The following is a 22671-nucleotide window of genomic DNA, read 5'->3' as shown; positions in this document are numbered from 1 at the left end:
TTTACTAAAAAATATGAAAGATGTTCATGGAGGTTTTGCAATCGTGGCGACGATAAAAGATGTTGCAGAAAAGGCGGGGTATTCCATCTCGACGGTTTCCCGCGTATTAAATAACGACGAAAGCCTGTCCGTACCCGATGAGACGCGGGAGAAAATATTTGAAGTGGCGGAAAGCCTGAACTACCGCAAAAAAACGATCAGAACACTGGTAAAAAACATCGCGTTTCTGTACTGGCTGACGGATAAAGAGGAACTCGAAGACGTGTATTTTAAAACGATGAGGCTGGAAATCGAGAAGCTCGCAAAGCAATTCAACGTTGAACTGACGACGTATAAAATTTCGGGGGGTATTGACGCCATCCCCGAAAACATTGAAGGATTCATTGCGGTCGGATCATTTTCAGATGATGAATTAAACCGGTTAAGGCAGATGACGCCTCACGGAGTATTTATCGATTCGACGCCGGATCCGAATCATTTTGATTCAGTCAGGCCGGACTTAAAGCAGATGACGAGGAAAACGGTGGACTTTCTTATCGAAAAAGGGCATGAAAAGATCGGCTTTATCGGAGGCACGTACCACAATCCCAATACCGATGAAGACGAAATGGACGTAAGGGAACGAACGTTTCGCGATTATATGAGGGAAAAAGGGCTCTTGGAGGAAGGCTTTATTTTTTGCCGCAGGGGATTTTCTGTGGAAAACGGCTACCATCTGATGGATAAAGCGGTTGAAACATTGAGCGAAAAGCTGCCGACGGCCTTCTTTACAGCGGCGGATCCGATCGCCGTAGGCTGCCTTCAGGCTTTAAATGAAAAAGGGGTCGCCATCCCGGGCAGGGTGAGCGTCATCAGCATCAACAACATCAGTGTGGCGAAATACGTATCTCCGCCGCTGACGACATTCCATATCGATATTAAAGAACTTTGCAAAAACGCCATTGAATTGCTTCTTGAACAAATACTTGAAAAGAGAAAAGCTGTAAAAACGCTATATATCGGTGCAGAACTGGTGGTCAGGAAAAGCACCAATTAAAAAAGGCGCGGGCTGTTCAAAAGCCGCGCCTTTTTCGTAAAACATTTTACTATAGTCAGTAAAATAATTGTTTACACTTTTTCTTAGACATGCTATATTGTTTTTGTAAAACGCTTTCAATCCAATAAAAGGAATGAGACAAATGATGAATATGAAAAAATATGTTGGAATCAGCAGTGTGATTGCTCTCAGTTTGTCTTTAACTGCCTGCGGACCTAAAGAGAGCAGCAATGAAGCATCAGGCTCGAAGCAAAAGGAACTCGTGGTCTGGGAAGATAAAGAAAAAAGCGAAGGCATTAAAGATGCCGTTGCCCAGTTTGAAAAAGAGCACGGCGTATCTGTCAAAATCGTCGAAAAGCCTTACGCAAAGCAGATCGAGGACTTGCGGATGGATGGACCGGCAGGAACGGGGCCTGATGTGTTAACGATGCCTGGAGATCAAATCGGAACAGCGGTAACGGAAGGTTTGATCAAGGAATTAAAGGTGGACAAAGAAATCCAATCGATCTATACGGAACCGGCAATGAGATCCCAGGTGACAAACGGCAAGGTCTACGGCCTGCCGAAAGCGGTCGAAACGACGATGCTCTACTATAATAAAGATTTGATTTCTGAAAAAGAACTGCCGAAAACGCTGGATGAATGGTATGAGTATTCGAAAAAAACGGCTGACGGCAAAAAATTCGGCTTCCTGGCGCTGTTTGACCAGATTTATTATGCACAGAGCGTCATGGGAGGATACGGCGGCTACATTTTTAAGAGCGATGCAGACGGCACTTATGATCCGGTTGATCTCGGCTTGAATAACAAAGGTGCAGTTGAAGGAGCCGAGTACATTCAGAAGTTTTATCAAGAAGGGCTGTTCCCTGCCGGAATTATTGGGGAGCAAGGCATCAATGTGCTGGAATCGCTGTTTACGGAAGGAAAAGCAGCAGCGATTATTTCTGGTCCGTGGAATCTGGAACCGTTCAAAAAAGCGGGCATCGACTACGGGGTTGCCAAGCTGCCTAAGCTGTCCAACGGCAAACATATGAGTTCTTTTGTCGGCGTGAAGAGCTACAATGTAAGCGCTTATTCGAAGAATGCCGATCTAGCGGAAGAATTAGCCGTCTTTCTCGCCAATAAAGAAAACTCAAAGAAGAGATATGAGATCACAAAAGAAGTTCCCGCTGTCAAAGAACTGGCGGATGATCCTGCCGTCACAAAAAGCGAAGCGGCTCAAGCTGTTGCCGAGCAATCTCAGTACTCAGAGTTGACGCCGAATATTCCTGAGATGAATGAAGTATGGACGCCGGCGGATGCGGCTCTGCAAACGATCGCAACCGGAAAAGCGGAACCGAAAAAAGCGCTTGATCAAGCCGCGGAAACGATACAAGGACAGATCAAAGCGAAGCACAGCGGCAGCAAATAAGCCGCAGCATTGGTGTCAAACTTGTCTTAAGTTTGGCGCCATTTATGATCAGGACGTCCATATAAAGAGGTGAAAGAGAAGGTGCAGCATCGCAAAAAAGCTTTACTATTATCAATCATTCCCGGTTTGGGCCAATTCTACAATAAACAATGGATAAAGGGTCTGTTATTCCTTCTTTTAGGCGTCTCGTTCTTTGCGGTTTTTGGCGATTTGCTGAATATGGGGCTGTGGGGCCTGTTTACGCTTGGAACCGAAGTGCCGCGCGATAACTCGATTTTTCTATTGGCAGAAGGCATCATCGCCGTGATTGTCACCGGTTTTGGGCTGGCTGTCTATTACGCCAATTTGCGGGATGCCTACCGAAACGGAAAGCGGCGCGATGAACAAAAGGAGCTCAGTTCACTCAAGGAACAATATCATAATTTAATGGCTCAGGGATATCCGTATCTCATCAGCGGACCATCACTGTTCATTTTGATTTTCGCCGTTGTTTTTCCGATTTTGTTCAGCTTTGCATTAGCTTTTACAAATTATAACCTCTACCATTCTCCGCCTGCCCACCTTGTCGATTGGGTAGGGCTTAAAACGTTTTCCGAAATTTTCACCGTTGATATTTGGCGGTCGACCTTTTTGGATGTTTTAGCTTGGACCATTGTCTGGACGCTTGTCGCTTCCACGCTCCAAGTCGGGTTGGGAATTTTGTTGGCGGTTGTCGTCAATCAGAAGGAAGTCCGCTTCAAGAAATTTTTCCGGACGATTCTGGTTTTGCCTTGGGCCGTGCCCGGCTTTGTTACCATTCTTGTGTTTGCCGGCCTCTTTAATGACAGCTTCGGTGCATTCAATCATCAAATCCTCGCCGCATTCGGTATCGATCCGATTCCTTGGATGACGAATGCCAATTGGACGAAGCTGGCGCTTATCCTCATGCAGGGGTGGCTCGGTTTTCCTTATGTGTTTATTGTGACGACCGGTGTTCTGCAGTCGATTCCGGACGACCTGTATGAAGCGGCGACAATTGACGGCGCGTCCGCGTTTTCGAAATTCAGGCATATCACAATGCCGCTGATTTTAATCGCAATGGCGCCGATTATCATCACGCAATTCACTTTTAACTTTAATAACTTCAACATTATCTATCTATTCAATGGAGGCGGTCCAGCTGTTCCCGGGTCAACAGCGGGAGGAACCGACATTCTGGTGTCCTGGATTTACAAATTGACGATGCAGTCGAGCCAGTACTCTTTAGCCGCCGCATTGACGATCCTGCTGTCGGTCTTTGTCATCTCGATCGCGCTGTGGCAGTTCAGACGGACAAATTCTTTCAAAGAGGGGGCTTAACATATGAAGAAAAGAAGATTCTTTCGGCTCCTTCTGACCTATTCTCTGTTGGTTTTTATGACAGCCGTTATCATATATCCTCTGCTTTGGACGGTGGGAGCCAGCTTTAATCCCGGCAACAGTTTGGTCAGTACTTCTATCATTCCGGCAAATCCGACATTGGATCACTATAGAGAATTATTTGCAGGAAAAGAGAGCCTTCAATACGGGCAATGGTATATAAACTCGCTTAAAATCAGCATCTTTACGATGATCGGATCAATTATCAGTGTTTCTTTTACAGCTTATGCTTTTTCACGGTTTCGTTTTAAAGGTAGAAAAAACGCTTTAGTTTTATTCATGCTGCTGCAAATGATTCCTCAATTTTCGGCTTTGGTTGCGCTCTTCGTTTTAGCGCAGATGCTCGGAATGATGAACAGCCATTGGCTGCTGATTTTGCTGTACATCGGCGGGCTTATACCGATGAACACGTATTTGATGAAGGGGTATATGGATTCCATTCCCATCGATTTGGATGAGAGCGCTAAGATTGACGGCGCTAGCAATACAAGGATTTTTCTGCAGATTATTATGCCGCTATCCAAACCGATGATCGCGGTCGTCGCCATGAACGGATTCACCGGACCGCTCGGGGATTTCGTTTTGTCTTCGACCATATTGCGGACGCCGGAGTCGTATACATTGCCGATCGGTTTATACAATTTAGTCAATGAAGTCATGGGAGCCAGCTATACGACGTTTGCCGCCGGCGCCATTTTGATCAGCATTCCGGTAGCCGTCATCTTTATCATGCTGCAAAAGAACTTTGTATCAGGGTTGACGGCAGGCGGAACGAAAGGATAGTCCGAGAAGAATATGGTCTAAAAAAGGAGAGTATTATGCCAAAAATTTATACGACACAAGCAAAATACATGCTTCACGGGGGAGACTACAATCCGGATCAATGGCTTGACCGTCCGGATATTCTTGCAGATGATATTAAGCTGATGAAGCTTGCCCATACGAATACATTTTCAGTGGGGATTTTTTCATGGAGCGCTCTTGAGCCGGAGGAAGGCGTCTATACGTTTGAATGGCTGGATGATATGTTTGAGAACATTCACCGGAACGGCGGACGGATTATAATGGCGACACCGAGCGGCGCCCGTCCTGCTTGGCTGTCGCAAAAATATCCGGAAGTGCTGCGCGTCAATGCGGAACGTGTCAAGCAGCTGCATGGCGGAAGGCACAATCATTGCTTCACTTCATACGTATACCGTGAAAAAACGAGAAAGATCAACCGCTTGCTGGCTGAAAGGTACGGCAGCCATCCTGCCCTTTTGATGTGGCATGTCTCCAACGAATACGGAGGAGAATGCCATTGTCATCAATGCCAGCACGCTTTTAGAGACTGGCTGAAAAAGAAGTACAACAATGATCTTAAATCTTTGAATGATGCATGGTGGACGCCTTTTTGGAGCCATACCTTCAACGATTGGTCACAGATTGAATCGCCGTCTCCGATCGGTGAAAATGCGGTGCACGGCTTGAATTTGGACTGGCGCCGCTTCGTCACTGATCAGACGATCTCTTTCTTTCAAAATGAAATCGTTCCGTTGAAGGAAATCACGCCGAATATTCCGATTACGACCAACTTTATGGCTGACACGCATGATCTCATTCCATTTCAAGGGCTGGACTACAGCAAGTTTGCCAAGCATCTGGACGTGATCAGCTGGGACGCGTATCCCGCCTGGCACAATGATTGGGAAAGCACAGCTGATTTGGCCATGAAAGTCGGCTTTATCAATGATTTGTACCGCAGCCTGAAACAGCAGCCGTTTCTTTTAATGGAATCGACGCCAAGCGCTGTCAATTGGCACAATTTTAATAAAGCGAAACGGCCGGGTATGCATCTCTTGTCTTCTATGCAGATGATCGCCCACGGATCTGACAGCATTCTCTATTTTCAATGGCGGAAATCCCGCGGCTCATCGGAAAAATTTCACGGTGCGGTTGTCGGCCATGACAATTGTTCCGAGAACCGCGTATTTAAAGAAGTGGCAAAAGTGGGGCAAACCCTTGATGAACTGTCTGAAGTCGTCGGAACGACCCGGCCCGCGAATGTCGCGATCCTCTATGATTGGGAAACCCATTGGGCGCTCGAAGATGCACAAGGATTCGGGATGAAAACCAAGCGGTATCCCCAAACCTTGCACGAGCACTACCGCGCGTTTTGGGAGCGTGATATTCCAGTCGACGTGATTACGAAGGAACAGGATTTTTCGCCGTACCGGTTGCTGATCGTTCCGATGCTTTACTTAGCAAGTGAAGAAACAATCGCGCGTTTAAAAGCCTTTGCTGCAAACGGGGGCACATTGGTGATGACGTATATTAGCGGAATCGTCAACGAATCTGACCTGACCTATTTAGGCGGATGGCCGCAAGATCTGCAAGAGATGTTTGGCATGGAACCTGTTGAAACCGATACGCTCTATCCGGGCGACAAAAATAGGGTCCGTTATCAAAACCGGTCCTATGAGCTGAAAGATTATGCGACCGTGCTGAAGCTGGATACGGCAGATCCCGTGGGATTCTATGAGGACGATTTTTATGCGGACACGCCGGCTGTTACAAGCCATTCATACAAACAGGGGAAGACGTACTATATCGGTGCGCGCTTAAGCAGCCAATTTCATCGGGATTTTTATGAAACATTGATCAAAGAGCTATCGATTCAACCGGCTTTTGATGTGAAACATCAGCCTGGCGTCTCCGTTCAAGTCAGACAGGATGAAGAAAATGATTATATTTTCATCATGAATTTCACAGAAAAACGCCAGCCCGTCGTGTTGGAGTCGGCCGTTAAAGATATGCTGACCGGAGAAACGCTGACCGGCGAAATCACATTGGAAAAATATGAAGCCAGAATAGCGGTAAAAACAAAAAAATAAGCCCGGGGGACATCCGCTTTAATGTGGGTGTTTCTCTTGAAAAAATAATGAAAGCGTTTTCTGTTTAGCGTGTGTCAATCATGAAAGGGGAGAAGCGAGATTCATGAAAAACGTGGTGGCTGTTTTTGTGGTGCTGATTGTTGTTTTGGGCGCACTTGGAACCGGCGGTCCGGCGGAAGCCGCCAGAGGTTCCAAGGCGGCAGAAAGCGGCCTTTTTGTCGAAAAGGTTTCAGGGCTTCACAAGGATTTTATAAAAGGGGTTGATGTTTCGAGTATCATCGCTTTGGAAGAGAGCGGCGTCGCCTTTTACAATGAATCCGGAAAGAAACAGGATATATTCAAAACGCTGAAGGAAGCAGGCGCCAATTATGTCCGGGTGCGCATCTGGAATGATCCCTATGATGCCAACGGCAATGGCTATGGAGGGGGCAATAATGATCTGAAAAAAGCGATTCAGATCGGAAAACGGGCCACTGCCAACGGAATGAAGCTGCTGGCGGATTTCCACTATTCCGATTTCTGGGCGGACCCGGCGAAACAGAAAGCGCCAAAAGCATGGGCAAACCTAAACTTTGAAGATAAAAAAACGGCGCTTTACCGATATACCAAACAAAGCCTTGAAGCGATGAAAGCAGCGGGCATCAACGTCGGCATGGTACAGGTCGGAAACGAAACAAACGGGGGTCTTGCCGGTGAAACGGACTGGGCGAAGATAAGCCAATTATTCAATGCGGGGAGCCAAGCGGTCCGGGAGACGGATTCGAATATTTTAGTCGCCTTGCATTTTACCAATCCGGAGACGTCCGGCAGGTACGCTTGGATTGCCGAGACGCTTCACCGGCACCATGTCGACTATGATGTATTTGCAAGCTCGTATTATCCATTTTGGCATGGCACACTGAAGAATCTAACATCCGTCCTGACATCCGTCGCGGATACGTACGGCAAAAAGGTCATGGTAGCCGAGACATCTTATACGTATACGGCTGAAGACGGAGACGGACACGAAAATACAGCCCCTAGAAACGGTCAAACGCTCAATTACCCGGTCACCGTTCAAGGACAGGCGAACGCGGTCCGTGATGTGATTCAAGCGGTCAGCGATGTAGGAGAAGCCGGAATCGGCGTTTTCTATTGGGAACCGGCATGGATTCCAGTAGGACCGGCACGCCAGCTTGAGAAAAATAAAGCGCTTTGGGAGACATACGGATCAGGCTGGGCCACAAGCTATGCCGCTGAATACGACCCGGAAGACGCAGGAAAGTGGTTTGGCGGCAGCGCCGTAGACAATCAGGCATTGTTTGATTTTAAAGGACGTCCATTGCCGTCTCTGAATGTATTTAAGTATGTTGATACGGGAACACCATTCAAAAATTGACTTGCAGCCGATTTCTCGGATGAAGGCGAACGCCGTTTGCCGGAAAGCGGTTTAAAGCAGAATGAAAAAAGGCCGGATGATATCCGGCTTTTTTTCGTGAAAGGACAGTCAGAAAGCGTAATTAAAATGTTTTCATTCAATTGACAGAAAGATAGGGTCCGCTTAACCAGCGGTTACCGTTTGAAATGCATCTTCTACAGATACGTATTCATATCCAAGGTCGCGCGCGACGGCCTTGTAGGTGATGCTTCCGTTTGCAACGTTGACGCCGAGAGCGAGCGCCTGATTTTCGGCGACTGCTTGTTCAACGCCTTTATTTGCGATTTGCAAAGCGTAAGGCATAGTGACGTTTGTTAAGCCGATCGTTGAAGTACGGGGAACGGCTCCCGGCATATTGGCGACTGCATAATGGACAACGCCGTGCTTCGTATAAGTCGGATCGTCATGCGTGGTGATTTTATCAACCGTTTCAATAATGCCGCCCTGGTCAATCGCCACGTCTACAACAACTGAGCCTGGGGACATCGACTGAATCATCTCTTCTGTGACAAGTTTCGGCGCTTTTGCACCAGGGATTAAGACGGCGCCGATGACAAGGTCAGAGTCTTTTACGGCTTCCGCAATGTTGAGCGGGTTGGACATAAGCGTTTGAATGTCTTTGCCGAACTGGTCATCGAGCTGGCGGAGGCGCTCAGCGCTCAAATCGATCAAAGTGACGTCAGCGCCAAGTCCGACTGCGATTTTGGCAGCGTTCGTACCGACCACTCCGCCGCCGATGATCGTAACCTTGCCGCGTTTTACGCCGGGTACGCCTGATAACAGGATGCCTTTGCCGCCTTTTGATTTCTCAAGAAATTGCGCGCCGATCTGTGAAGCCATGCGTCCGGCGACTTCACTCATTGGAGTCAGGAGCGGAAGCGTCCGGTTCACTTCGACCGTTTCGTAGGCGATGGCTGTGACGCCGCTGTCCACAAGCGCTTTCGCAAGCTCAGGCTCAGCTGCTAAGTGCAGATACGTAAATAAAACAAGTCCTTTTCGGAAATAGCCGTATTCAGAGCTGATCGGCTCTTTCACCTTCATGACCATATCCGCTTTTGCCCATACATCCTTCGCTTCAACCAAAATGTCTGCCCCGGCTGCTTTGTAGTCAGCATCCTCAAAGCCGCTTCCAAGTCCGGCTCCCTGTTCGATTAAAACTTGATGACCGCTTTTTTTAAGCGCGACTACTCCGGCCGGCGTAATGGCTACACGGTTCTCATTGTTTTTAATTTCTTTCGGAATTCCAATGATCATGATGTCGTCCCCCTCAAATGAAATATGATTCTACCGCTAGTATAAATCTCTGAACCGGCAAGAGCATCGTGTGTAAAATTAAAAATGTAAGCGCTTTTTTGTGAAATTTAACAAATTGGTGAACGTTGAATGAAGTGAAAGGATTGATATGAGGAGTTATCTATTAAAATTTTTTTCTTTAAAAAATAGTTTTGTTAAAAAAACAAATGTAAGCGATTACATTTTGTGTCGTTTCACAAACATAACCATATTTCGTTGTGATAGAATATCTCTTGCAGCTATGAAAGCGTTATCTTTGTTGGGAGTGAGTCATATGGATATCTTAGAAATACTAGGCAAGATTAATAAGGTATTATGGGGGCCGCCCAGTTTAATTTTATTATTTGGGACAGGCTTATTTTTAACGTTTGTTTTAAAAGGACTGCAATTTCGCCGCCTGATCTATGCGTTTAAGATCGGATTTGGCAAGGAAGACAGCAAAGACGCAGCTGCCGAAGGGGATGTGAGCCATTTTAAAGCTTTAATGACAGCGCTTGCCGCCACGATCGGAAACGGAAATATCGCAGGTGTCGCGACGGCATTGACACTCGGCGGACCGGGTTCGATCTTCTGGATGTGGGTTGTCGGGCTGTTGGGCATGGCAACGAAATACGCGGAAGCCTTGCTTGCTGTTAAATTCCGCGTAAAAAATGAAAAAGGGGAATATTCTAGCGGGCCGATGTATTATATCGAACGCGGACTCGGACGCAGATTTAAAGGACTCGCCATCGCTTTTGCGCTGTTTGGAGCTTTTGCCGCTTTGGGGATAGGCAACAGCGTCCAATCCAATACGATTGCCGATATTACAAAGAACAGCTTCGGTATCGAAAACTGGGTGACAGGGCTGATTCTCGTCATTCTTGTCAGCGTCATCATCTTCGGCGGCATCCAGCGGATCAGCACGGTTGCCAGCTTCTTTGTGCCGATCATGGCTTTTCTTTACATGGGCGGGGCGATCTTGATTCTGATTTTGAATTATGACAAGATTATTCCGGCTTTTGAGCTGATTTTCTATTATGCTTTCCACCCTGTGGCAGCAGCCGGCGGTTTCCTTGGAATTGCCGTATCTGAAGCCGTTCGGAACGGGGTGTCCCGCGGCATTTTTTCAAACGAAGCAGGCCTTGGGACGGCTGCGCTAATCGCCGGAAATGCGCGTGCAGATCATCCGGTAAAACAGGCGCTCGTCGCAATGACCGGGACATTTATCGTTACGATCGTGGTGTGTACGATGACCGGTTTAACCCTTATTATTACCGGTTTCTGGGATCCGTCTGGCGGCTTGATATCCGGCGTGGCCCATAATGCCAGCCTTGAAGGCGGGGCATTGACGAGCGCGGCATTTGCCTCAGTACTCGGCGCGGCAGGCGAATATATTGTGTCGCTGTCGGTGATTTTCTTTGGGTTCTCTACAATTGTCGGCTGGTATGTTTACGGAGAAAAATGCTTCGAGTATTTGGCCGGTTCCAAAGGAATTGCGAGCTACAGGCTGGTCTACATCCTCGCCTGCGGCATCGGGACGGTCGCCAACCTCGTCACCGTCTGGGCATTTGCCGATATGGCGAATGCGCTGATGATGATTCCAAACCTGATCGCCATCCTGCTGCTTTGGAAAGTTATCAAAGCAGAGACAAATGATTATTTTCATCACTTCTATGAACATACCAAATCGGCGGGTCCGCCAAGTAAACCAATTCATTAATCAATTAAAAGCTCTGCCTTCCAGGCAGAGCTTTTTCTTTGTTTACAATCATACAAGATCTCAAATTTTGACGAAAAATGTCGATACTATGAAATGAAGAAGATCTTTAATTTGAAAATTGCATTTTATCATTGATGACATAAAGGAGAAAGGATCACCATCATGAAAGTAAAAACCAAACTGCTGGGAATTATATCAATTTTAGTCGTTTCCATTATTGGAATCGGAGGTTCCTCTGTTTTTATGATTTCTTCTACGGTGAAAAAGAATGAAGAACTTAAGGACAAGATGGAATTTCAAAAAGAGATTAAGCATATTCAATATCGTCTGACCGGTTTGTCGAATGACGAAAGAGGCCTTATTATGACCGGAGATAATGAATACAGTGAAGGAATGAAGGACAAGGCCGACGATGTTTTAAAGAGTCTTGACCGCGCAGGAAAACTGATCCGGGAAGACACATACAAAGCGAACATCGAAGAAATTAAAGAAAATTTTAAGGCTTATTGGGGTTTAAATCAACAAGTTATACAGTCTTACGCTTCAAGCTCTAAAAAAGCTGAATCGATTCATTTCGGAGAGGAAAGAACATTAAGAAAAGAAGTCCTCGATCCGTCTGTCAACCAGCTGGTCGAAAGCCTGGAACAAGAGGTGGAAGATCTGAAAGCAGAGATCAGCGCCAACGGGACGATGAGCGAATGGGTCATCATCACTGTCACAGCAGTATCAGCCATAGTTGGAATTGTCTTGAGTCTGCTGCTCTTGAAGTCTATTCTGGTACCGTTGAGAAGCCTGAATCAGCAGCTTGGGGACATTGCCCACGGTGAGGCGGACTTAACCAAGAAAGTGATCGTCAAAAATAAAGACGAGTTCGGCCAGCTTGCAAATTCTTTCAATGCTTTTGTTCAGTCGCTGACGCAAATTGTGAAGCAGATCAGCAGTTCGTCTGAGCAAGTCGCCGCATCCTCTGAACAGTTGTCGGCAAGCGCGGAGGAATCGAAATCGACCTCCGAACTGATTTCGGAAGAGATGCAGGCGATTGCTGACAGCAATATGACGCAAAGCGAAATGACAGAAAAGAGCTCGGAATCGATTCATGAATTGCTGGACCGTTTATCATCCGTTGCCTCCAATACAGGCAGCATAGCGGATCTGTCGTCTTCGATGAGAGACAAAGCCGAAATCGGCTCCGAATCCGTTCATAAAATGCTCGAGCAAATGAACTTCATTGATAAATCCGTCGACTCAGCCGGCAGCGGCCTCGAGGCGCTCGTGTCCAGCACGGCGGAAATCAGCAACATTTCTTCGCTTATCACCGATATTTCGGAGCAGACGAATTTGCTGGCGCTAAACGCGGCAATTGAAGCAGCAAGAGCGGGAGAACAAGGAAAAGGGTTTGCCGTCGTGGCGGAAGAGGTCCGGAAATTGGCGGACGAAACGAATAAATCGGCGAACCATATTCAATCGTTAGTCACAACGATCCAAAATGAATCGGTAGAAACGGTGAATAATATTAAAGTCGTTCAAGAAAATGTCAGCTCCGGAATCGCTCTGTCCCAGGAGACAACCGGCAATTTCAACGAAATTTTGAACTTGGTGGAGCAGGTTGCTTCTCAAATCCAAGAAGTCGCAGCTTCTACTCAGCAACTGACATCAGGTGTCGAAATGGTTCAAAACACCATTCAAACATTAGCTTCCGGATCACAGGAAACGTCGGCTGGCACAAAAGCGGTTGCTTCCTCAACTCAGGAGCAGCTGGCTTCGATGGAAGAAATCTCTTATGCAGCAGAATCGCTGTCTCAATTGGCTGAAGAACTTCAAACCGTCATCAATCGATTTAAATATTAAGCAGAAAACCCCATCAGGCGATGGGGTTTTAATTGGTTTTCATGGCGGCTATAGCGCCCTCGGGGATTTCCTCTTCGTGTACTTCAGTCAAGCTTCCGGCTTTCGTTCCGTACGCCCATACTTTGATGAAAGCGCCGGGACGCAGTTTTTCGTCCGCCTCTGCTTCAATCTGCTGTTTGTGTCCGCTCGCGTCATATCCGGTTAATGTGTAGTTGTACTTTCCGTTATTCAGCTTTTCTGCATGATCTTCGGCTTTGAGATAATAAGCCTCAGGCTTTCCCTGGCCTTGTATGAAATGATCGGCCAGCGGCACAAGGCCCCCTGTCGCTTTCTGCAGGATAAAAACGCCGGCAATAAAAACGCCGGCAACGGCGATCAGAACCGCGGCAATCAGGCCGCCTGCCCGTGTCTTCATATACCTTCTCCTCTTTCATTCAGTTTGTGAATGGTATTATTTTATAAAAAAGGCGCAGGGAGAAGAAATTGATTCATATTACAGTACAATTACATGATTGTAAGGTAGGACGAAGCACGGCGGCTTTTGTTTATCAGACCGCTTCGTGTCATAATATATCCAAACAAAAGGAGAGACCGAGATGCAAAAAGTGATGATTGTAGAAGACGACCCGAAGATTGCCGATCTGTTAAAATCGCATATTGTCAAATATGGATACAACGTTCATGTCGTGAAAGACTTTGACCGTGTCATCGATGAGTTCAGAAGCACGGCGCCTGATCTTGTTCTGCTTGATATTAATTTGCCGAGCTTTGACGGCTATTACTGGTGCCGGCAAATCCGCCAGGAATCGATTTGCCCTGTCTTGTTTATTTCGGCGCGGACGGGCGAAATGGATCAGGTCATGGCATTGGAAAACGGCGGGGATGACTTTATCACCAAGCCGTTTCACGCCGAAATCGTGATGGCAAAAATACGCAGCCAGCTTCGCAGAGCTTACGGGGAGTATGCAGCAAAAGTGGAGGAACGGCTTCTCGAAAAAGAAGGACTGCGGCTGTATCCGGAAAGACTTGAACTGACATTCGGCGGTCAAACGGCTGCTTTGACGAAAAAAGAAGCCGATATTATCGAAAGCTTAATGGAACGCCACCCGAGGATTTCCGGCCGGGAAGATTTGCTGGCCAAACTGTGGGATGATCAGGCCTATGTGGATGAAAACACGCTTAATGTCAACATTACACGCGTCAGAAAAAAGTTTCAGGAGCTCGGAATTGAAGATGCGGTAGAAACAGTGCGGGGCGCAGGCTACCGCTTGAATATATCCTGGGTGAAGGCGGGAGAGGAATGAAGCTTTTTTTCAAAGAACACTATTTGTTGATTGCCGTGCAAGTGCTGCAGTTTATCACGATGCTGTCGGTGTACTGGCTTGATGGGTATCAGCACATCAGGCCGGCTTTTTACGCCGTTTTTCTCGGCTTTTTCTTTCTTGTCTGCTATCTTTTCTACCATTACTATACGCGCCGGAAGTTCTACAAACGGATGACGAGCGGGCTGGAATCATTGGATGACACCTTCAGGCAATCGAATCAGCCCCAATCCCCTCTTTCAGAAGCGCTTGAACAGCTGCTGAAAAGCCAGTACAGGCAATACCGTCAAGAATTAAAGAAGCTGGAGCTTGGACAAAAAGAGCATTTGACCTTCATGGATCAATGGGTGCACCAAATGAAGACGCCGCTGTCGGTCATCGAACTGACGGCTCAAAATTTGGATGAACCGGAATCATCAAGCATCCGCGAGGAGACCGAACGGATGAAAACGGGCCTCAATACGATTCTCTATATGGCCAGATTGCGGACGATCGAGCAGGATTTCCGGATAAAACCGGTCGCATTGGCGGATATCGTTCATGAGGTCAATCGTGAAAACAAGCGCTTCTATATTCGCAGTCAAGTTTATCCTAAGTTCAAGGAAGTCAAAAAAGGCATCACAGTCGAAACAGATGAAAAGTGGCTGTTTTTCATCATTTCCCAATTTGTCAACAATGCGGTCAAATACTCAGCGGGAAAAAGCAATACGGTTATTATTTCTATTGGTGAAAACGATTCGGAAGCGGTATTGGAAGTGACAGATTTCGGCGCCGGCATCCCGGATACAGATCAAAAGCGGGTATTCGACCCGTTTTTCACAGGAGAAAACGGACGCCGTTTCAGAGAATCAACCGGAATGGGTCTCTATTTGGCAAAAGCGGCGGCTGACCAGCTTGGACACCGGATCGAACTTGACTCACAAGAAGGGCAAGGCACGACAATCCGGCTGATTTTCACGGCTACACAAAACCTTACATCGATGTAATGAAAGTGAAAGAAGAATCGATAGTTCATCAACAAGAAATTTAGGTAAACTGATCACAGATCAAAAGTTAAAGGTGAAAGGGGATCTTGTGATGCTTCAGGTCAAACAAGCCAGTAAGATTTACGAAGGAAAAATTGCGTATCGCGCGTTAACGGATATTAACCTAACGATTGATAAAGGTGAATTCGTCGGCATCATGGGGCCGTCCGGAAGCGGAAAAACGACCCTATTAAATATGATTGCAACGATCGATGAACCGACGACGGGCGAAATATTGATCAGCGGCCAAAACCCGCATGTTCTCAAAAAAGAAAAATTGGCTAAATTTCGCCGCAGAGAGCTGGGATTTGTGTTTCAGGACTTTAATCTTCTGCCGACATTAACCGTTGAAGAAAATATCGTACTTCCTTTGACGCTTGACGGTGAAAAGGTCAGGGAAATGAAGCGGAGGGCAAACGATTTAGCTGAAAAGCTTGGAATTACCCACATTATGAAAAAGCGCACATATGAGATTTCGGGCGGTCAGGCCCAGCGCGCCGCTGTAGCCAGAGCGATGATTCATTCGCCGAAGCTTCTGCTTGCTGATGAGCCGACAGGCAACCTTGATTCAAAGTCATCCAAAGATGTGATGGAAATGCTTGAATCGATCAACCGCAACGAAAAAGCGACCATGATGCTTGTCACGCATGACCCTCAGGCGGCAAGCTATTGCAACCGGGTCGTCTTTATTAAGGATGGAAAGCTGTATTCGGAGATCAACCGCGGCGATAACCGCCAAGCGTTTTTCCAAAAGATTCTCGATACACTGTCCTTGTTGGGAGGGGATGCAAATGACCTTTCGTCAGTTCGCGTTTAACAACGTCATTCGCAACAAAAGGCTGTATGCCGCTTATTTTCTCAGCAGCATGTTTACAGTGATGGTTTTTTTCGCATTCGCGATCTTTGCTTTCCACCCGGTGATGACAAGTGATTCTTTGACCTCCGGCATCGGGCAGCATGTTTCCATTGGCCTGTTAGTCTCCAGCGGCATTATCTTTGTCTTTTCTTTCTTCTTTGTTCTGTACTCAATGAGTTCGTTTCTTCAATCGAGAAAAAAGGAATTCGGCGTTTTAATGATCCAAGGGATGTCTATGCGCCAAATTCGCATGATGGTATTTCTTGAAAATATGCTGATTGGGCTTTTTGCGACAATCGGCGGGATTGTGCTCGGACTTGTCTTCGCCAAATTGATACTGCTCACAGCGGAAAATGTGCTGATTATTGATAACAAGCTCGATTTTTATTTTCCGTTGATGGCGATCATTGTGACGTTTATTTCTTTTAACGGCCTGTTCTTATTTATTTCTTTTCTTGTGTCATTTGTGCTCAGGAGCGAGAAGCTGATTGTTCTGCTAAAAGGAAACAAAATCTCCAAAGGGGAGCCGAAAGCATCTGCCTTGCTTACAGTGGTTGCAGCTGTTCTGCTTACCGGAGGCTATTACACCGCTTTGATTGTCAAGAAAATAGGCGTTCTTGTGGCGATGGTTCCGGTGACGATTGTTGTCATTATCGGCACATATCTGCTGTTTACGCAGCTGAGTGTTTATGTGATCCGCAGGCTCAAAAAACGGGAAAGCCTGTTTTGGCGGAAAACGAATATGATTTTGTTTTCTGATCTGTCTTACCGGATGAAAGACAATGCGCGGACGTTTTTTATGGTGGCCATTATCTCTACTGTCGCGTTCAGTGCGATTGGGACGCTGTATGGTTTCCAAACTCTGCTGACAAACGGAATTAAAGATATGAACCCGCATACGTTCTCGTATAAACCGCCGAAAACAAACAAAGACACCGAACAAGACGTGGCTTTCATCAATGACACGCTAAAAGAACGAAATATCAAAACAGACAAAGCATCAGCTGTCCTTCAATATTTCGATGTCGATGGCCATGACATGCTGATTGTGAAAGAATCTGACTATAACAAGTTTGCCGATCTGGTCGGAGCCGACCACGTCAAGCTTGAAGAAGGGAAAGCCGCAGCTGCCGAGTATGATGTCAAGGTTGGCCTAGAGGGAGAAGACGACCAGCCGCTCCCTTCATCAATCCCTCTTGCAACCGGACAAAAGCTGCAGGCTGACAAAACGGTCCGTTCAAAAGCGTTATCTGAAAACAGTTATTATATTGTGACAGACAAAGATTTCGCACAGTTGAAAAAACCGAAAAGCGAAAACCGGTTCTATGCCTGGCAGGCAAAAGAATCTGACGGCATGGCTTTAGTGAAAGCCGGGGAGGTTCTGCAAAAGAAACTGGATCGGATTTATTTCGCGGCTGTAGATTATGAGGTATATGATATAAGCAAAGGGTATGGCCCGGTATTATTTGTTGGACTGTTTATCGGAATCGTCTTCTTCGTTTCAGCAGGAAGTTTTCTCTACTTCCGCTTGTACACTGATTTGGACGATGATAAGCAGAAATTCAAATCGATTGCCAAAATGGGCTTAACAGACCGGGAACTGCATAAAGTGCTGAACAGGCAGATCGGCATTCTGTTCTTCGCGCCTATCGCTGTTGCCCTTGTCCATGGAGCTGTGGCGCTGACCGCTTTATCGCATGCCTTTCAGTACAACCTCTTCAAGGAATCTGCAATGGTGCTCGGCGTGTTCTTCGCCATCCAGGTTATATATTACTTCATTGTCCGCTTCTACTATACAAAACAGATAAAAGCGGCGATTTAAAAAAGATTAGACTGCGTCTAACCGAAGCTTGTAGAGAAACCTGTGTTTTTCTACAAGCTTTTTTTATACTTGCAGCCGGAAAATTTGGGATAAACATACCTATGTATTTTGCCTCTTTCTTCATTTGGTTGATTATGTTAATTTGATATTATTTCAAATTTGAAAGAGGAGTGATCGATTTGCAGGTAAAAGAAATATTTGTTATTCGCTTTATTTCCTGCTTAAGCGTTGTTTTGCTTCATGCGATATCGATGGTGCTCATGGTGCGGGCGGACATGCTTGGAGATACGGTTTTCCGGGTTGTTGAATCTTTCAGGACGCTTCTGATGTTCAGTACGCCTGCGTTTATTTTTATTTCCGAATTTTTGCTCGCGCATGCTTACCCTGGCGGCGTTCCGGAAGGGTTTTTAAAAAAGCGGTTTAAAACGATTTTCATCCCTTTTCTATTTATCGCTGTTTTGGATGCTTTTATGACCGCTGGTCTGATGATGCAGCAATTTCATGCATCGGTCATTTTAAAAAAACTGTTGGCGAATATTTTCCTGGGGAATTTCATCGGTTATTTCATCCTCGTCATTTTTCAATTTTACTTGTTGCACATGTGCTTCCATTCATTTTTGCAAAAGGCGTCGCCTAAATGGGTGCTTTCGATTTCTTTTGCGGTCACAGCGGCTTATTTGAGCTATTTCACGTTCATTCAACCTCCGGTTGTACAGGAAGAGGCGCCGTTTCCTTTTTCATGGGTGCCGTTTCCCGGCTGGCTCTTTTATTTTTGTTTGGCCTATTATTGCGGCAAAAATTACGAGCGCTTTTTGGCATTGCTGGAACGATACAGGCATGCGGTATATGCAGCGGCTGCTGTGACCGGATGTTTCATTGTAGCGGTTTCCTACTTCGGACAAGACATCGCAGTGACGTCAAAGCGTCCGGATATCCTGCTTTATTCAACAAGCATCATTTTCTTATGCTTTCACCTGTTTTCAAAACTGAAGTCGGTGCCGAAGCTGATCATGATGATCAGCAACTATTCTTTTTCTATTTATTTATTGCACGCTTTTATCCTGATTTTCGGGTTGGTCATTTTAACGAGCTTTGAAAGCATCGGTACGGTTTCGGCTGTTTTGCTCTTGTTTTCGATCTCTACAGGCGTTGCGGTTTTCATATCTTGGGCCGTCAATAAATTGAAGTACGGCTATATGTTTGTCGGAAAAATTTACGTGCCGAAAAAGAGGAGAATCGAGCAAAAAGTGAGCCATCATGCCGGTTAACGACTTAGATTGATAGAGCGAAAAGCCAGAACGGCAGGTTGCACCGCCGGAGCTTTTCGCTTTTTTATATTCTCGCAAAAATGTTCCGGTTTTGACACATCTTCTTTTAAATGGAAGGTGGCTTATTGCCTATAATCATATTATGATAACGATTATCATTTTCATAATGTGGAGGCCTCAACAATGGTTTTAGCTGAATTAAAACAAAAAGAGAGAGCAAGAATCATAGATTTTTCAGAAGTGAATGAACTTGTTCAGCGCAGGCTCATACAGCTCGGGATGAAAGAAGAAGCTGAAATTTGCGTGCAGCGGAAATTGCCGTTTGGCGGACCGTTCATGTTTGAGTCAGGCGGACAGTGCCTCGGCATACGGCTTGAAGAAGCAAAAAAGATCAGGATTGAAAAGCTATGAACAGCCGGCAGATTGCCCTTTTCGGAAATCCGAATACGGGGAAAACGTCATTGTTTAACGCGCTGACAGGCTCCTATGAGTATGTCGGCAACTGGAGTGGGGTCACCGTTGAGAAAAAGGTGGGACTGCTCCGCCATAAACAAGGAATGATGGTCGACCTCCCCGGCGTTTATACATTGAGCCCGCTGTCCCGCGATGAAGGGGTCGTCACTGACTTCCTGCTCAACGAATCATTTTCAGACATATTGAATATTGTCGATGCATCCCAATTAAAGCGGAATTTGCACTTAACTGTGCAGCTCCTCGAATTTGGTCATTCGCTTACAATCGGTTTAAATATGATCGATGTCGCAGGACAGCGAGGCGTCTTCATTGATCATCAAAAGTTGTCTGCAGCGCTAGATGTTCCGGTGATTCCTGTGATTGCCCGCAGCGGCAAAGGGTGTGATGAACTGAGCCGGCATTTGCTTCTTGAAAAAGAAAAGAGAACGAAGCCGCTCGTCATCAATTACGGAAGCACAGTAGAAGAAGCGATTGGCCGGATCGAGTCGATCATACCGGAACGTCCCGGCGTTTTAAAACGGTGGATGGCTCTTCAATATTTGGAAGGCAACTCGAAAATGAAAGAGCAGCTGGAAGACGCGGCCGACAGCGAACGGTTAAAGGAAATTTACGAGGAGACAGAAAAACGCCTTCTTCAGGAACAATCCGCAAAATCGCTGCATCAGCATATTTACAATGAGAGAGAACGATGGATTGACCGCATCATGTCATCCTCTGTTGAATATCAGTCAGACCGAAAACAGACGCTGACTGAACGCGTGGATCAGATCGTTACGCATCCGGTGCTTGGCATTCCGATTTTTTTGTTGTTCATGTATCTCATGTTCATGCTGACGTTTGACTGGCTTGGTGTTCCATTGTCTGATACACTGGACGGTTTCATCGGCGGACCGCTGACGGAATGGACGGCTTCGGCACTGTCGGCAATGGGAGCCAGCCCGTTTATCGAGGCGCTCATTCTCGATGGGATCATTGCCGGTGTCGGCGGTGTCCTCGTTTTCGTCCCGCAGATTTTTATTCTGTTTTTCTTCATTTCGGTGCTCGAAGATTCCGGGTACATGGCGCGTGTGGCCATGGTGATGGACCGTCTGATGGAGGCGATCGGTTTAAACGGTAAAGCCTTTATACCGCTGATCATCGGCTTCGGCTGCAATGTTCCGGGCGTCATGGCTGCACGAACTGTAGAGCAGCCTAAGGAAAGACTTTTGACGATTATGCTGACGCCATTTATGTCCTGTTCGGCAAGACTTCCGGTTTATGCTTTGTTTGCAGGGGCTTTTTTTGCGGCTCATCAGGCTTTCGTCGTCCTGACCTTGTATGTGCTGGGCATTGCTGCGGCGCTGGTGCTGGCGAAGTTTTTATCCTCATCCAAGCTCAAAGAAGAAAAGTCGTTTTTCGTGATTGAACTGCCGCCTTATCGTTTGCCTCAAGCGCGTACATTGTGGCGGGCAACATGGGAAAAGGGCAAAGGTTTCGTCCGCAAAGCCGGGACTTACATTTTTGGCGGTTCTGTCCTCATTTGGCTTTTATCGTATACAGGGCCCGGTGGAACGGGCGTTGAGATGGATGACAGCTTTTTAGCAATGATTGGCGGAGTGCTCGCACCGTTGTTGATGCCGCTGGGGTTCGGCACATGGCAGGCAGCGGCATCACTATTAACCGGTTTTCTGGCGAAGGAAGTTGTCGTTGCTTCGATGAGCATCATCTATTTCGTACCTGAAGCCCAGCTGCAAGGCATGATGGCTGAGCAATTTACACCGCTGGCCGCTTACGGATTTATGGCTTTCGTTCTTTTATACGTACCATGCCTCGCGACAGTCGCGGTGATTAAAAAAGAAACAAACTCGAAAAAGTGGATGTTCCTGTCCATTGTTTACGGACTGGCCATTGCGTATGCGATCGCGTTCTTGATTTATCAGGGCGGACGATTGCTTGGGTTATCATAGGAAGGATGTGACGGCATGTTGTTTAATATCACGATCGGAGCGCTCATCTTCGGTTATGCGGCATGGACGCTTATTAAATTTGTCAGACGAAGCCGGAAAGGAAAATGCGCCGCCTGTGAATTAAATCGTACGTGTCAATCGGCTTGTGATGATGTGAAAAGCAGCTGAGGTGCTCAGCTGTTTTTTTGTTTTTTAGACTTGCATTTCACTCATCAAAGCGAGGGTATTTCCTTCGGTATCTTTAAAGAAGGCCATCCAGGTTTCCGTTTGCTCGATTTTCGCCGCCACATGCGGCTCTATTGGAAAAGAAACGCCTTTTGTAGCGATTTCATTATATACTGCCGGCAAATCTTCAACTTGAAAATAGATGACGGAGCTTGCATGAGCAAATTCATCTTTTTCCGGGAGACTGAGAAGAAGCCGCAACCCGCCGCACTCAAAGAAAGCCATACGATCTGTCTGAAATAAAAGGGACAAGCCTAATACATCCTGATAAAATGCCACAGCCCGTTCCAGGTCTTGAACCGGTACCCCAATTTGTCCAACCTTTTTGATTCCCATCATGATCCCTCCCTTTTTTGTCATTATTTTCATTTTGCGCAATTGATTCCAAAATATCTATTTTTCGCTGTGTTTTTTGTTTCACGTGAAACAGCGGGGGGCATGCGTGTTAAATCATTGTTTTCATGGATGTTTATTGTTAACATGGTTTCTGTTGGTTTAAATGGAAATGGTAGAGAGGAGGCGAACGTAATGAGTGAAAATCAAAAGGCTGAGCAGGAAAGAAAAGTTGGATATGAAGGGTTTGTGCTTCTTCTTTCACTCATCTTTATTTCCATCTTTATCACGACCTCATACGAGATACCGAGCAATCTGTTACTGATCATTCTTTTTTTCATTGGCAGCGGCTATTATTCTATTAGGCTTGTGAGCAAAGGTCTGTTGAGAAAAAAGAGGGGACTTGGCTTTAAAGCCGGGTTGTT

The 22671-nt window shown here is 46.4% G+C and carries 19 protein-coding genes; 16 read left to right on the top strand and 3 right to left on the bottom strand.

The annotated features are described in order from the left end of the window. Positions 1–43: 43 nt before the first annotated feature. From M1D59_RS21725 to M1D59_RS21700, 6 genes are all read left to right on the top strand, one after another. Positions 44–1036, top strand: coding sequence for a LacI family DNA-binding transcriptional regulator (locus M1D59_RS21725; protein WP_458117694.1), 993 nt, complete (start codon positions 44–46; stop codon positions 1034–1036). 142 nt (positions 1037–1178) lie between these two features. Next, entirely contained in the window at positions 1179–2447 is a 1269-nt protein-coding gene (locus M1D59_RS21720; RefSeq protein ID WP_448155821.1) for a sugar ABC transporter substrate-binding protein, read from the top strand. An 81-nt stretch (positions 2448–2528) separates the two neighbouring features. Further along, positions 2529–3785 (top strand): ABC transporter permease subunit, encoded by a 1257-nt coding sequence (locus M1D59_RS21715; RefSeq protein ID WP_458117693.1) that lies wholly within the window; start codon positions 2529–2531, stop codon positions 3783–3785. 3 nt (positions 3786–3788) lie between these two features. Beyond that, the gene (locus M1D59_RS21710; protein WP_020453574.1) at positions 3789–4628 is read left to right on the top strand and encodes a sugar ABC transporter permease; all 840 of its coding nucleotides are present in this window, start codon (positions 3789–3791) and stop codon (positions 4626–4628) included. 35 nt (positions 4629–4663) lie between these two features. Further along, positions 4664–6718 (top strand): beta-galactosidase, encoded by a 2055-nt coding sequence (locus M1D59_RS21705; RefSeq protein ID WP_026580391.1) that lies wholly within the window; start codon positions 4664–4666, stop codon positions 6716–6718. A 103-nt stretch (positions 6719–6821) separates the two neighbouring features. Next, positions 6822–8096, top strand: a complete 1275-nt coding sequence (locus M1D59_RS21700; RefSeq protein WP_458117692.1) for an arabinogalactan endo-1,4-beta-galactosidase — start codon at positions 6822–6824, stop codon at positions 8094–8096. A 162-nt stretch (positions 8097–8258) separates the two neighbouring features. Here M1D59_RS21700 and ald read toward each other — a convergent pair whose 3' ends face one another. After that, positions 8259–9389 (bottom strand): alanine dehydrogenase, encoded by a 1131-nt coding sequence (gene ald / locus M1D59_RS21695; RefSeq protein WP_020453571.1) that lies wholly within the window; start codon positions 9387–9389, stop codon positions 8259–8261. A 313-nt stretch (positions 9390–9702) separates the two neighbouring features. Between ald and M1D59_RS21690 the strand changes: the two genes are divergently transcribed. Continuing rightward, positions 9703–11127: an alanine/glycine:cation symporter family protein gene (locus M1D59_RS21690; RefSeq protein ID WP_023856858.1), complete on the top strand. Its 1425-nt coding sequence runs from the start codon at positions 9703–9705 to the stop codon at positions 11125–11127. A gap of 162 nt (positions 11128–11289) precedes the next feature. Continuing rightward, a complete protein-coding gene (locus tag M1D59_RS21685) occupies positions 11290–12975 on the top strand; it encodes a methyl-accepting chemotaxis protein (RefSeq protein WP_023856859.1) in 1686 nt (561 codons plus the stop codon). 28 nt (positions 12976–13003) lie between these two features. On the opposite strand, the gene M1D59_RS21680 is transcribed toward M1D59_RS21685, so the two are convergent. Further along, complete coding sequence (locus M1D59_RS21680; RefSeq protein WP_020453568.1) at positions 13004–13390, bottom strand: YxeA family protein; 387 nt, start codon at positions 13388–13390, stop codon at positions 13004–13006. A gap of 181 nt (positions 13391–13571) precedes the next feature. Here M1D59_RS21680 and M1D59_RS21675 point away from each other — a divergent pair, with 181 nt between their 5' ends. The 8 genes from M1D59_RS21675 (at position 13572) to M1D59_RS21640 (ending at position 21856) form a co-directional block, all read left to right on the top strand. After that, complete coding sequence (locus M1D59_RS21675; RefSeq protein ID WP_023856861.1) at positions 13572–14279, top strand: response regulator transcription factor; 708 nt, start codon at positions 13572–13574, stop codon at positions 14277–14279. Then, a complete protein-coding gene (locus M1D59_RS21670) occupies positions 14276–15283 on the top strand; it encodes a sensor histidine kinase (RefSeq protein ID WP_020453566.1) in 1008 nt (335 codons plus the stop codon). Before M1D59_RS21675 ends, M1D59_RS21670 begins: the two co-directional genes overlap by 4 nt. Positions 15284–15374: 91 nt before the next feature. Continuing rightward, a complete protein-coding gene (locus M1D59_RS21665) occupies positions 15375–16139 on the top strand; it encodes an ABC transporter ATP-binding protein (protein ID WP_020453565.1) in 765 nt (254 codons plus the stop codon). Next, a complete protein-coding gene (locus tag M1D59_RS21660) occupies positions 16114–18000 on the top strand; it encodes an FtsX-like permease family protein (protein WP_020453564.1) in 1887 nt (628 codons plus the stop codon). Before M1D59_RS21665 ends, M1D59_RS21660 begins: the two co-directional genes overlap by 26 nt. Positions 18001–18179: 179 nt before the next feature. Next, entirely contained in the window at positions 18180–19268 is a 1089-nt protein-coding gene (locus tag M1D59_RS21655) for an acyltransferase family protein (RefSeq protein ID WP_020453563.1), read from the top strand. Between the two features lie 183 nt (positions 19269–19451). Continuing rightward, positions 19452–19679: a FeoA family protein gene (locus tag M1D59_RS21650; RefSeq protein WP_020453562.1), complete on the top strand. Its 228-nt coding sequence runs from the start codon at positions 19452–19454 to the stop codon at positions 19677–19679. Then, on the top strand, positions 19676–21688 hold the full coding sequence (feoB, locus tag M1D59_RS21645) for a ferrous iron transport protein B (RefSeq protein WP_458117691.1): 2013 nt from the start codon (positions 19676–19678) through the stop codon (positions 21686–21688). The genes M1D59_RS21650 and feoB overlap by 4 nt, the downstream gene beginning before the upstream one ends. Before the next feature lie 15 nt (positions 21689–21703). Then, a complete protein-coding gene (locus M1D59_RS21640) occupies positions 21704–21856 on the top strand; it encodes a FeoB-associated Cys-rich membrane protein (protein ID WP_023856865.1) in 153 nt (50 codons plus the stop codon). 24 nt (positions 21857–21880) lie between these two features. On the opposite strand, the gene M1D59_RS21635 is transcribed toward M1D59_RS21640, so the two are convergent. Beyond that, complete coding sequence (locus M1D59_RS21635; RefSeq protein ID WP_101561280.1) at positions 21881–22249, bottom strand: VOC family protein; 369 nt, start codon at positions 22247–22249, stop codon at positions 21881–21883. Positions 22250–22671 lie beyond the last annotated feature (422 nt).

It is taken from the genome of Bacillus sp. PK6-026 (assembly GCF_054161455.1).
Note: the sequence above shows the minus strand (reverse complement) of the source record. Positions and strands in the feature narration are given on the sequence as shown.